The sequence below is a fragment of the Bacillus sp. AY3-1 genome, assembly GCF_008368785.1.
GTDB classification, from domain to species: Bacteria; Bacillota; Bacilli; order Bacillales; family Bacillaceae_G; genus Bacillus_A; species Bacillus_A wiedmannii.
In genome coordinates, this window is sequence record NZ_QORZ01000017.1 from 460,652 (window position 1) to 473,649 (window position 12,998).

The 12,998-nt window shown below is 38.5% G+C and carries 12 protein-coding genes; 1 reads left to right on the top strand and 11 read right to left on the bottom strand.

Annotation, left to right across the window (positions count from 1 at the left end):
* Positions 1 to 67: 67 nt before the first annotated feature.
* The 3 genes from sdhB to sdhC are packed head-to-tail and all read right to left on the bottom strand — an operon-like array spanning position 68 to position 3,255.
* Complete coding sequence (sdhB, locus tag DN389_RS17945; RefSeq protein ID WP_001291830.1) at positions 68 to 829, bottom strand: succinate dehydrogenase iron-sulfur subunit; 762 nt, start codon at positions 827 to 829, stop codon at positions 68 to 70.
* Positions 822 to 2,615 (bottom strand): succinate dehydrogenase flavoprotein subunit, encoded by a 1,794-nt coding sequence (gene sdhA, locus DN389_RS17950; RefSeq protein WP_149237425.1) that lies wholly within the window; start codon positions 2,613 to 2,615, stop codon positions 822 to 824. The genes sdhB and sdhA overlap by 8 nt, the downstream gene beginning before the upstream one ends.
* Before the next feature lie 13 nt (positions 2,616 to 2,628).
* Complete coding sequence (gene sdhC / locus DN389_RS17955; RefSeq protein ID WP_000678354.1) at positions 2,629 to 3,255, bottom strand: succinate dehydrogenase cytochrome B558; 627 nt, start codon at positions 3,253 to 3,255, stop codon at positions 2,629 to 2,631.
* A gap of 299 nt (positions 3,256 to 3,554) precedes the next feature.
* On the opposite strand from sdhC, the gene DN389_RS17960 reads away from it, so the two are divergent.
* A complete protein-coding gene (locus tag DN389_RS17960) occupies positions 3,555 to 4,004 on the top strand; it encodes a YslB family protein (protein ID WP_000042225.1) in 450 nt (149 codons plus the stop codon).
* Between the two features lie 114 nt (positions 4,005 to 4,118).
* Here DN389_RS17960 and uvrC read toward each other — a convergent pair whose 3' ends face one another.
* The 8 genes from uvrC to DN389_RS18000 all read right to left on the bottom strand — a co-directional run bounded on the left by uvrC (position 4,119) and on the right by DN389_RS18000 (position 12,733).
* A complete protein-coding gene (gene uvrC, locus DN389_RS17965; RefSeq protein ID WP_000544269.1) occupies positions 4,119 to 5,903 on the bottom strand; it encodes an excinuclease ABC subunit C in 1,785 nt (594 codons plus the stop codon).
* Between the two features lie 147 nt (positions 5,904 to 6,050).
* Complete coding sequence (trxA, locus tag DN389_RS17970) at positions 6,051 to 6,365, bottom strand: thioredoxin (RefSeq protein WP_001018944.1); 315 nt, start codon at positions 6,363 to 6,365, stop codon at positions 6,051 to 6,053.
* Between the two features lie 210 nt (positions 6,366 to 6,575).
* Complete coding sequence (gene etfA, locus DN389_RS17975; protein WP_149237426.1) at positions 6,576 to 7,553, bottom strand: electron transfer flavoprotein subunit alpha; 978 nt, start codon at positions 7,551 to 7,553, stop codon at positions 6,576 to 6,578.
* A 36-nt stretch (positions 7,554 to 7,589) separates the two neighbouring features.
* Positions 7,590 to 8,363, bottom strand: coding sequence for an electron transfer flavoprotein subunit beta (gene etfB, locus DN389_RS17980; protein ID WP_001029035.1), 774 nt, complete (start codon positions 8,361 to 8,363; stop codon positions 7,590 to 7,592).
* A 78-nt stretch (positions 8,364 to 8,441) separates the two neighbouring features.
* Positions 8,442 to 9,218: an enoyl-CoA hydratase gene (locus tag DN389_RS17985; protein ID WP_000911294.1), complete on the bottom strand. Its 777-nt coding sequence runs from the start codon at positions 9,216 to 9,218 to the stop codon at positions 8,442 to 8,444.
* Positions 9,219 to 9,229: 11 nt separating this feature from the next.
* Positions 9,230 to 9,817 (bottom strand): TetR/AcrR family transcriptional regulator, encoded by a 588-nt coding sequence (locus DN389_RS17990; RefSeq protein ID WP_472926201.1) that lies wholly within the window; start codon positions 9,815 to 9,817, stop codon positions 9,230 to 9,232.
* A gap of 106 nt (positions 9,818 to 9,923) precedes the next feature.
* Entirely contained in the window at positions 9,924 to 11,609 is a 1,686-nt protein-coding gene (locus tag DN389_RS17995) for a long-chain-fatty-acid--CoA ligase (protein ID WP_060488184.1), read from the bottom strand.
* Between the two features lie 188 nt (positions 11,610 to 11,797).
* A complete protein-coding gene (locus DN389_RS18000) occupies positions 11,798 to 12,733 on the bottom strand; it encodes a BclA C-terminal domain-containing protein (protein WP_149237428.1) in 936 nt (311 codons plus the stop codon).
* Positions 12,734 to 12,998 lie beyond the last annotated feature (265 nt).

Here is a 12,998-nt window from a genome sequence, read left to right on the forward strand (position 1 = left end):
ATAAACAGAATAAACAGAAAAATAAAGTTATAAATATTGCCTCTTCAACATGAAGAGGCAATATTTATTAATAGTTATTGTCGCTACCAAAGAAATCTTTAAACGATTGAATTGTTGTATCACGGTTTAATGCCGCAATTGAAGTTGTTAATGGAATACCCTTTGGACATGATTGCACACAGTTTTGAGAGTTACCACAGTTTGCAAGTCCTCCATCTCCCATAATTGCACGTAAGCGATCTGCTTTATGCATTTCACCCGTCGGATGTGAGTTGAATAAACGAGCTTGTGATAACGGTGCTGGTCCAATAAAGTCAGATTTACTATTTACGTTTGGACATGATTCTAAGCAAACACCACATGTCATACATTTTGAAAGCTCATAAGCCCATTGACGTTTCTTCTCAGGCATTCTTGGTCCTGGTCCTAAGTCATACGTACCATCAATTGGAATCCAAGCTTTAACGCGTTTTAGAGCGTTAAACATGCGACTACGGTCAACTTGTAAGTCACGTACAACTGGGAATGTCTTCATTGGTTTTAAGCGAATTGGTTGTTCTAACTGATCAATAAGAGCTGTACATGATTGACGTGGTTTTCCGTTAATCACCATCGAACATGCGCCACATACTTCCTCTAAACAGTTCATATCCCATGCAATCGGAGTCGTTTGGTTTCCTTTTGAATCAACAGGATTACGACGAATTTCCATCAGTGCCGAAATAATGTTCATATTTGGACGATATGGAATTTCAAACTCTTGGTCAAACTCTTGTGCATCTGGTCCATCTTGTCTCGTAATGATGAGGCGGATTGTTTTCTCAGACATGTTGCTTATCCCCCTTCTCTTCACCCTTAGCAGCTACATCATGTTTTGAAGAATAGTCACGTTTACGTGGTTTAATTAATGAAACATCCACTTCTTCGTAATGGAATGCTGGTGCATTTCCTTCTCCTTCAAATTTCGCCATCGTAGTTTTTAAGAAGTTTGCATCATCACGATTTGGGAATTCAGGTTTGTAATGCGCCCCGCGGCTCTCATTACGGTTATATGCGCCAATTGTAATAACACGTGCTAACTCAAACATATTTGCAAGTTGGCGTGTAAATGAAGCACCTTGGTTACTCCATCTCGCTGTATCGTTAATGTTAATGCGTTTGTAACGCGCCATTAACTCTTCAATTTTCGCATCAGTTTCTAGTAGCTTTTTATTTTCACGAACTACTGTAACGTTATCTGTCATCCATTCTCCAAGCTCTTTATGAAGAACATATGAATTTTCGTTACCATCAAGCGTTAAAATATTGTTAAATTTCTCTGTTTCGATTAATTCATTTTGCTCATATACAGTAGATGAAACAGCATCAGACGATTTAGAAAGACCTTTCATATACTCAATCGCGTTCGGTCCTGCTACCATACCACCGTAAATTGCTGATAATAGTGAGTTCGCACCAAGGCGGTTTCCACCGTGCATAGAATAATCACACTCACCTGCTGCAAATAAACCTGGAATACTTGTCATCTGCTTATAATCAACCCATAGTCCGCCCATTGAATAGTGAACTGCTGGGAAGATTTTCATTGGTAGTTTACGAGGATCATCACCTGTAAACTTCTCATAGATTTCAATAATTCCACCAAGTTTAATATCTAGTTCTTTCGGATCTTTATGAGAAAGATCTAAGTACACCATGTTTTCACCGTTAATACCTAGTTTTTGCTCTACGCAAACGTCAAAGATTTCACGCGTTGCAATATCACGAGGTACAAGGTTTCCGTAAGCCGGATATTTTTCTTCTAGGAAGTACCATGGTTTACCATCTTTATATGTCCAAACACGACCACCTTCACCACGTGCCGATTCACTCATAAGACGTAATTTATCGTCTCCAGGAATTGCCGTTGGATGAATTTGAATGAACTCGCCGTTTGCATAATATGCGCCTTGTTGATATACAGCAGAAGCTGCTGTACCTGTATTAATAATAGAGTTAGTTGATTTTCCAAAGATGATACCAGGGCCCCCTGTTGCCATAATCACGGCATCAGCTTGGAAACTTTTAATCTCCATTGTTTGTAAGTCTTGTGCAACGATTCCTCGGCACACACCTTCGTTATCAACAACAGCTCGTAAGAAATCCCAACCTTCATATTTCGTTACAAGTCCTGCTACTTCGTGACGACGTACTTGCTCATCTAATGCGTATAGTAATTGCTGTCCAGTAGTTGCACCAGCAAATGCTGTACGGTGATGTTGTGTTCCACCAAAACGACGGAAATCAAGAAGCCCTTCTTCCGTACGGTTGAACATAACACCCATACGGTCCATTAAATGAATGATACCAGGTGCTGCTTCACACATTGCTTTAACTGGCGGTTGGTTCGCTAAGAAGTCCCCACCATAAATTGTATCGTCAAAGTGGATCCATGGAGAATCCCCTTCACCTTTCGTATTTACGGCACCGTTAATTCCACCTTGGGCACATACAGAATGTGAACGTTTTACTGGTACTAAAGAAAATAGTTCAACATTTACTCCTGCTTCCGCCGCTTTAATCGTTGCCATTAAGCCGGCCAAGCCACCGCCGACTACTATAAGTTTCCCTTTCATGCTCTCCCACTCCTTACTGGTTTGCTAGCTGTGGATCGATGAACGCTAATAATGCACTCACACCTACATAAGATAGACCTAAGAAAATAGCTAATGTTACATAAGTAGAGATTCTTTGTGAACGTGGAGATACTGTAATTCCCCAGCTTATGCAGAATGTCCATAGTCCATTTGCAAAGTGGAAAATTGTTGAAACAACACCAACTAAGTAGAATGCAAACATAGCTGGATTGTTTAAAATATCTGCCATCATATCATAGTTTACCTCTTTACCTAGCATTGCTTGAATACGAGTTTCCCAGACGTGCCAAGAAATGAAAATCAGTGTAACGATACCTGAAATTCTTTGGAAGACGAACATCCAGTTACGGAAATAACCGTAAGAAACCGCATTGTTCTTAGCTGTAAATGCAATATATAAGCCATATATAGCATGGTACAGTATCGGTAAAAAGATGATGAAAATCTCTAGCGCATACCGGAATGGAAGGAGCTCCATAAAGCCTGCAGCTTTGTTAAAAGCCTCTGCTCCTCTTGTTGCAAAGTTGTTTACAATTAGATGTTGCGTCAAAAAGACACCAACCGGGATGACCCCCATTAATGAGTGCCACTTACGAAACGTATACTCGCGGCCTTTCATGTCCCCATTACCCCCTTGAATGTTTGACTGCTGTTTTCAGATTAATTTACAACAATAATGTTTTTTCACTATTGGCATAAGAAAAACTGAAAAAATTATTCGAAATATTTCAGCATAATTTGATAACAAGTTCATTTTACCCCTATTTTTGTCGAAGCGTCAAGAAAACGTATACATAATTTGCATATAATTTGCCAATTCTTTTTCCCTTCTTATATATTCAGATTTTCCTAAAGAAAAATCTGTTTTTATAAATGAGAAATGTTATATAATAATCCCTATAGAAAGAGGGGAATATTGTGAGTAAAAATACAATCGATACAACATCTTTAGAAGATGTTTCATTGAACGCCTTCGCTTATGAATTGCTACGTGAAGAATTACTACCTGATTTAATCGGTAACGATTTAGATGGTATTTTATACTGGTCTGGTAGAAACCTTGCAAGAAAATATCCACTAGAAACAATTGAAGAAGTCATTCAGTTCTTTGAAAAAGCTGGCTGGGGCACTTTAAGTATTATTGAACATAAGCGTCGTGAAATGCAGTTCCAACTTAAAGGCACACTCATCGCTGAACGTCAAAAACAAAACAGACATTCTTCTTATCAATTAGAAGCTGGATTCATCGCTGAACAAATTCAAAAGCAACGAAACGTCGTTGCAGAGTCCTATGAAGAAAAGAAAAAACGTTCAGACTCTATTACATTTCTTGTGAAATGGGATATAAAAGATCTCATTGAAGTGTAGCATTACCTACAGTCAACTAGACATATAAGTTTAGTTGACTTTTTTGTGTTTTCATTCAGTTAGGTTTATTTTAAATCTTCAGAAATTATACCAAAAAATAGAAGACGTTGTAAACTACAACGTCTTCTTATCCGCTAAATAAGTATAAATCGTCTCTGCGACATTTTTCGGCATACCCGCTTCGACAAATTCCGTTACAGAAGCTTCTTTCATCTTTTTTAGCGACCCAAAATGTTTCAACAATATCTTTTTTCGTTTATCTCCAATTCCAGGAATATCATCCAGTGCTGATTGAATGACAGATTTCCCGTGTAATTGACGATGGAATGTAATCGCAAATCGATGCACTTCATCTTGAATGCGCTGCAATAAATAAAATTCTTGGCTATTTCGCTCAAGCATCACAGGTTCAGGTGGATCTCCAATAATTAAATGGGAAGTTTTATGTTTGTCATCTTTTACAAGCCCTGCCATCGGAATATATAAACCGAGTTCGTTTTCTAGAACATCACTTACAGCTGCCAGATGCCCTTTTCCACCATCAATAATGATTAAATCTGGTAAAGGCAAACTCTCTTTCAGCGCCCTTGTATAACGGCGTCTCACAACTTCTCTCATAGACTCATAATCATCTGGTCCTTGAACCGTTTTAATTTTATATTTCCTATATTCTTTTTTAGCTGGTTTCCCATCGATAAAAGCAATCATTGCAGAAACAGGATTTGTCCCTTGAATATTTGAGTTATCAAACGCCTCAATACGATAAGGTGTTTCAATCCCGAGCTGCTTCCCTAAATGATCTACCGCCTTAATCGTTCGCTCTTCATCACGTTCAATTAAGTAGAATTTCTCTTCAAGAGCAATCTTCGCATTTTTATTTGCTAATTCTACAAGATCTTTTTTCTTACCACGTTTCGGCTGTGTCGCTTCAACTTCTAAAAAGCGCTCTACTAACTCTGAGTCTATACTTCCTGGAACGACAATTTCCTTCGGCTTAAAATGACTGCTGTTCTCATAAAATTGACCGATAAACGTTAAAAATCCCTCTTCTGGTTCATCGTAGATTGGAAACATAGAAACATCACGTTCAATTAGCTTTCCTTTTCGAACGAAGAAAACTTGAACACACATCCATCCTTTATCAACTGCATACCCAAACACATCACGATCCACTAAGTCACTCATAATCATCTTTTGTTTTTCCATAATCGCATCGATATGAGCAATTTGATCACGTAACTCTTTTGCACGTTCAAATTCTAGTTTCTCTGAAGCTTCATACATCTTTGTTTCTAATTCTGAACGAACTTCTTTATGTCCACCATTTAAAAACTTAATAATTTCATCTACAATTTCTTTGTTTTGTTCTTCCGTCACTTCTTTCACACAAGGCGCTAAACATTGACCCATATGATAATATAAACAAACTTTATCTGGCATATTTGAGCACTTACGAAGCGGATACATACGATCTAGCAGCTTTTTCGTTTCATGAGCTGATTGTGCATTCGGATAAGGGCCAAAATACTTTCCCTTATCCTTTTTTACATTTCGCGTAATAAGTAATCGCGGCTGTTTCTCAGCTGTAATTTTAATAAAAGGATATGTTTTATCATCTTTTAATTGAATATTATATTTTGGATCATGTTTTTTTATTAAGTTTAACTCTAAAATGAGAGCCTCTAGATTTGAGGAGGTTACAATATATTCAAAATCTACAATTTCTCCTACAAGCCGTAGTGTTTTTCCATCATGTGAACCAGTAAAGTACGAGCGCACACGATTTTTAAGCACTTTTGCCTTTCCGACATATATAACCGTTCCTTGCTTATCTTTCATTAAATAACAACCAGGTTGATCTGGTAAAATAGCCAATTTTTCTTTTAAATGTTCGTGCACTCGTTACCCTCCATTTCTACATGCTTAGCATCTTTATTTTCACATGAAAACATACTATGCCAAAACACCCAACATACGTTCTTTTATTGTAACGGAAAGGTGTAAAAAAGGAAAATAAAAAAGGCTACCAAATGGTAGCCCTTTATTTTAGAAGTGTTTAGAAACTAATTCTACTAACGCTTCTTTCGGTTTGTAACCTAACGTTTGATCAACTACTTTACCGTCTTTTAATACGAAAAGAGCTGGAATGCTCATTACTTCGAATTGACGAGCAGTTTCTTGGTTTTCATCCACGTCTACTTTTACTACTTTTACTTTTTCGCCTAATTCTGCATCAATTTCCTCTAATACAGGAGCGATCATTTTACAAGGTCCACACCAAGGTGCCCAGAAATCTAATAATACAACACCTTCGCTAGTTTCAGCTGCGAAGCTTTGGTCATTTGCATTTACAATTGCCATTTTATTTCCTCCTTCAAGTATATTCTACCAAGAGTATATCATTAACTTATATACGTGGCGAATAATATGTATCGTTATGTATTGTAACAAAAAAGTGTTCCTTTATACTATATAAAAATACGGATTAAATACTAAAAAGATGAGAGACAGGGGATCTCTCACCTTTTCTATATATAGGGGTACTTCACTTGGAACTCAAGGGTACTCAAATCATGAATGTACTTTTAACTTTTTAAACTCTTCTGTTAAAAGAGGTAAGACTTCAAATAGATCGCCAACAATACCATAGTCAGCTACTTTGAAGATACTTGCTTCTGGGTCTTTATTAATCGCAACGATTATTTTTGAGTTAGACATACCAGCTAAATGCTGAATCGCACCAGAAATACCGCATGCAATGTATAAGTCTGGCGTAACAACTTTACCAGTTTGACCAATTTGTAATGAGTAATCGCAATACTCAGCGTCACAAGCACCACGAGATGCTCCAACAGCGCCGCCTAATACGTCAGCTAACTCTTTTAATGGCTTGAATCCTTCTTCACTCTTCACACCGCGTCCACCAGCGATAATAACTTTCGCTTCAGAAAGGTCAACACCTTCTGCCGTCTTACGGACGACATCTTGAATAATTGTACGTAAATCTTTCACATCTACTGTAATAGAAGACACGTCACCACTGCGAGACTCATCTTTTTCAAGCGTCGCAATGTTATTTGGACGCACTGTCGCAAATAACATACCGTCTGTTACAATCTTCTTCTCAAACGCTTTACCAGAGTAAATTGGACGAGTAAAGATAACATTTCCACCTTCAACATCTAAAGCAGTTACGTCAGAAACTAGACCAGCTTCAAGCTTCGCTGCTAATTTTGGTGATAAATCTTTACCCAGTGCTGTATGTCCAAATACAATACCTTCTGGCTTTTCTTCAGCATATACAGCTGAAAATGCTTGTGCATAACCATCAGATGTATATGATTTTAATTTATCATTTTCAACTGTCACAACGCGATCTGCACCGTAATGAATCAATTCATTTGCAAAAGAGGCAACGCTATCTCCAACTAGAAGACCTACTACTTCACCGCCTTCTGCAATTGTTTTTGCTGCTGCTACCGCTTCAAACGAAACGTTACGTAGCGATCCATCACGAACCTCACCCATTACTAATACTTTACGAGCCATAGATTTTCCCTCCTGCATATATAATTTCGTATTTTATTAGATTACTTTCGCTTCTGTATGGAGCAACGATACAAGTTCTTTTACTTGATCTTGCAGCTCGCCTTGTAACACTTTTCCTGCATCTTTCTTAGGAGGCAAATAGATTTCAATTGTTTTTGTCTTTGCTTCCACATCATCTTCTTCTAAATCTAAATCATCTAATTCTACTTCTTCTAGTGGCTTTTTCTTCGCTTTCATAATACCTGGAAGCGATGGATAGCGAGGTTCATTTAAACCTTGTTGTGCTGTTACTAAAACTGGTAATGAAGTTTCAATCACTTCCGTATCACCTTCAACATCACGCTCAATCTTCACGTTTGTACCGTCAATTTCAAGTTTTGTAATTGTCGTTACGTACGGAATATTTAACGCTTCTGCTACGCGTGGACCAACTTGTCCAGATGCACCATCAATTGCAACGTTCCCGCCTAAAATTAAATCTACATCTTTATCTTTTAAATATTCAGCAAGTACTTTTGCTGTCGTGAATTGGTCACCATTTTCCACATCATCTTCAATATTAATTAATACCGCTTTATCGCAGCCCATCGCTAATGCCGTACGAAGTTCTTTCTCACTATCTTCGCCACCGACTGTTACAACAGTAACTTCGCCACCTTGTGCGTCTCTTACTTGAATTGCTTCTTCAATCGCATATTCGTCGTAAGGGTTGATGATGAATTCCGCTTCGCCATCGTAAATTGCACCGTTTTTAATTACGATTTTTTCTTCTGTATCAAATGTTCGTTTCATGAGTACGTAGATGTTCATTCCATTTACCCCCTTGTTTTTCAGAAAGATTCTATCAATTTTAATTTTCTGTTAATTTATATTAAAAAAATAATTGAACTACCTGCCACTAAATGAAGGCTTACGTTTTTCTAAAAACGCTGCTACACCTTCTCTTCCATCTTCACCCGTAAATACTTCACCAAAGATTTGAGCTTCGCGTTGTACACCTTCATAATAATGAGACGATTTCGTCGTTTGCAATAACTCTAGTACAGCACGAGTCGTCGCTGGGCTTTTTCCAGCAATCTGTTTTGCAACTTTAAGCGTATCATCTAAAAATGTTTCTTCAGCAAAAACTCCGTTAACAAGTCCCCATTTTAATGCTTCTGCACCAGTAATCGGTGTACTTGTTAACATCATTTCACAAGCTTTCGCTTTCCCAACATAACGTGGTAATCGCTGTGTACCTGCAAATCCAGGAATTAATCCAAGTGTTAATTCAGGTAAACCAAGTTTTGCACTTTCAGTTGCAAAGCGCATGTGGCAAGACATAGCAAACTCAAGGCCGCCGCCAAGTGCCGCTCCATGAATTGCCGCGATAACTGGTTTTGAACATTTTTCAACACGCTCAAACGTAACTTGTCCAAGCTGCGCTAATTCTGTCGCTTGCTTCGCTTCAGTAACAGATGTAAATTCTTTAATATCTGCTCCCGCCGAGAAAAAGCGCCCTTCACCGTGAATAACAACAACACGAATGTTATCATCCTTCTCCACTTGATCAATTAATTCAGTAACGTCATGCATAACTTGTGAAGACATCGCGTTTGCCGGCGCATGATTTAACGTCGCCACCGCGATATGATCTTCAACTCTTACAGATAGGAATTTCAACATGATCCCTCCCATTATTGACGATAACCACAAGCTGCAATAAGTAGCCCATGTACCGTTTTTGAAAGTGCGACCAGATCATACTTATGATCGCTCATTACCCAATTGGTCACAACTTCATCTACTGTTCCAAAGATCATTTGTCTTGCCACGCGAACATTTAAATCCGCTTGGAATTCACCTTGCTTTATACCTGTCTCCAAAATCTCATCCATAACTTGTAAGTAGCCTTTTAATACTTCATTTATTTTCAGGCGTAAGTCTTGATTGGACTGTCTTAGCTCTAATTGCGTAACGATAGCAAGAGGATCATTTTGTGATAACAGCAAGAAGTGCGTTTCTACCAACATGAATAACTTCGATACAGCGCTTTCAATTCCTGCTGTTTTTTGACGAATTGTTTCGACAAAATCTCCCATCTTATCTTGGAATAAGGATATTAATATATCTTCTTTATTTTTAAAATATAAATAAATCGTGCCATCAGCTACCCCAGCTTGCTTTGCTATTTTAGAAACTTGCGCTTGGTGGTACCCATTCTCCGCAATCACAATGACTGCCGCATCAATAATTTGATTGTATTTTGGTCTATTTTTCTTCACTTTACTGTCCCCTTCAAGAAGATGACTGAATGAATAGTCATTCATATTCTTATAATACTGACTATTTAGAAAAGTGTCAATCCTATTTTTTCAAAAAGAAAGGGCCTTAGCCCGTTTGCTCATCCTCATTTTTTCTTTTCTCTTCATCTATTAGGACACGGCGTAAAATTTTTCCGACTGTCGTTTTCGGCAGTTCATCTCTAAACTCATATACTTTCGGCACTTTATAAGCCGCTAAATATTTACGCGCAAACTGGTTTAATTCTTCCTCAGAACACTCCGCACCTTCTTTTAACACAACAAATGCTTTAACTGTCTCTCCCCGGTACGGATCGGGAACTCCAATCGTCACTACTTCTTGCACTTTTTCATGCTCATATAATACTTCTTCTACTTCGCGAGGATACACATTAAATCCACTCGCAACAATCATATCTTTCTTACGATCTTTCACATAGAAAAATCCATCTTCATCCATGTAACCAACATCCCCTGTATGAAGCCATCCGTCTTGTAATACAGCTGCTGTTTCTTCTGGCTTATTCCAATACCCTTTCATAATTTGAGGACCCTTTACAACAATTTCACCAATTTCACCCGGAGGTAAAGCCTCTCCAGTTTCAAGTGACATAATGTTTGCCTCTGTATCTGGCCACGGCACACCAATACTTCCTGGCACGCGTTTTTCCCACAAAAAATTCCCATGTGTAACTGGCGACGACTCCGTTAATCCATAACCTTCTACCAATTTCCCACCTGTAACTCTCTCAAACTCTTCCTGTACTTCTACAGGAAGCGGGGCAGATCCACTAATACAAGCTTGAATAGAAGAAATATCATATTCTTTTAAGAGGGGACTATTTAATAGAGCAATATAAATGGTCGGTGCCCCTGGAAATAGTGTGACTTTATGTTTTTTTATCGCTTCAAAAACCATTTTCATATCAAACTTCGGAATCAGCACCATTTTATATCCTTGCATAATACTTAAATTCATTACAGCTGTCATCCCATACACATGAAAGAACGGAAGGACACCAAGAATTACTTCTGCCCCTTCTTTACAATTATATAGCCAATGAGCTCCCATTAAAGTGTTCGAAACAAGGTTTTTATGCGTCAACATAACGCCTTTCGGAAATCCAGTTGTTCCTCCAGTGTACTGTAAAAGAGCTAGATCATTTTCAGGATCACAAGGCACTTCAACATTAACATTACTTTCTCGTTCTACTGATTTCCATAGATGAATCGTTTCGCTTTCCGACACATCCACAACAAGATTTGCCTGCTTTTTTTGTACAAATGGATAAAGTAAATTTTTAGGGAAGGGTAAAAAGTCCGCAATCCGAGTTACGATAATATGTTCAATTTTTGTAGCAGATTGAACATTCGTTACTCTTGGAAACACTAAATCGAGACAAAGAATTACTTTTGCTCCCGAATCATGAAGCTGGTATTCTAATTCTCTTTCTGTATATAGTGGATTTGTTTGTACTACGATACCTCCCGCAAGTAATGTACCATAATAACCAATTACAGATTGCGGACAGTTTGGCAACATAATAGCAACTCGATCACCCTTTTCCACACCGAGTTTTTGAAGATAATTTGCAAACCTCTTCACCTTATCGTGGAAGTCTGAAAATGTAATATCCTTCCCTAAAAAGTGAAGCGCTTTCTTTTCTGGATAACGTGAAGCCACCTGTTCCACATATCCATGAAGCGGCTGAATATCATAAGAAATCGTACTTGGAATTTCTTCTGGATAACTTTTCAACCATGGTTTTTCCACCTTCATTCCCCCTTCAAATACATAAAAATAAATGAATGTTCATTCATGATGGTTGTTTTCATTATATTATAGTCGCCATAACGTTACAATCATAATATTCTGACTTTTATATAACTATGCTTCACTCCATTAACTTCTTATTATATGTATAAACTCTCCTAATCTTAAAAGAATAAGAGAGTTATTATTTAGCTTAACCTTATTATCGTTAACACAGCTCCTGGTGTAGTTGTTGATAATGTTGCAACAGCTAACAAACCAAATAGTTGCAAACTAATGGCACTTCCAGCCGCAAGAGTCGTAATAATTGTTGCACTAAATGATGTAGTTGCTAACGCAGGAGAATTGATCGTTCCAGCAAGAGGTGCACCATTAATTGTAATCCGCGAACTGACTAATAATGAAGCCGTTATATTAATCGTATATGAAATATAATAATTCCCCGCATTTGCAGCCGTAAATACTGTATTCCCCCCAGAAACAGTAATACCTGGACCAATATTTTGATTATTTGGAAGCGGGACATTCGTTCCACCAAGAAGTACCGATATCGCTGTTCCCGATGTATTATTTGCAAAAGCGTATGTTGCAGTTATACTTGTGCCAGTTGCCCCCGTGTCTCCTGTTATTCCTGTTATTCCTGTTGCTCCTGTTGCTCCTGTTGCTCCCGTCGGACCCGTTGAACCTGTTGCCCCTGTTATTCCTGTTGCTCCCGTTGCTCCTGTTGCTCCCGTTGCTCCTGTTGCTCCCGTTCCAGCCGGTCCCGCTGTACCTGTTGCCCCTGTTGTTCCTGTTGTTCCCGTTGCTCCTGTTGCTCCCGTTGCTCCTGTTGCTCCCGTTGGACCTGTTGCCCCTGTTATTCCCGTCGCTCCTGTTGGACCTGTTGCCCCTGTTATTCCTGTTGCTCCTGTTGCTCCCGTCGGACCCGTTGAACCTGTTATTCCCGTCGCTCCCGTTGGACCTGTGTCACCTGTTGGGCCCGTTGCTCCCGTTGGGCCTGTGTCACCTGTTGGACCCAGCTTAGGAACTGTCCCATCACAACTAAAACAGCATGAATCAACATGTACACCATTTTGATTATTACACCCACAATATCCATTTATATTATTGCTCCATGAAGACATGTTGATCACTTCCTTTACGTTCGATCTTTTAAGTAAAATCACCAAGTTAGAAAACACCTATCTAAATAACAAAAAAACACTTTACCTAGTGGGGATAAACACAGATTTATTCCATACATTCTAGTAATTATTACATGCGATTTGCTCTCTTTTTGCTTGTACTTTCGCCTTCTTGCTCAAACGAAATTCTTTTTCTCTATTCTGCATATACATATAAACTTCAATCCAATTGGTGTATTCATCGGCGGACTACTTGCAGTTAAAA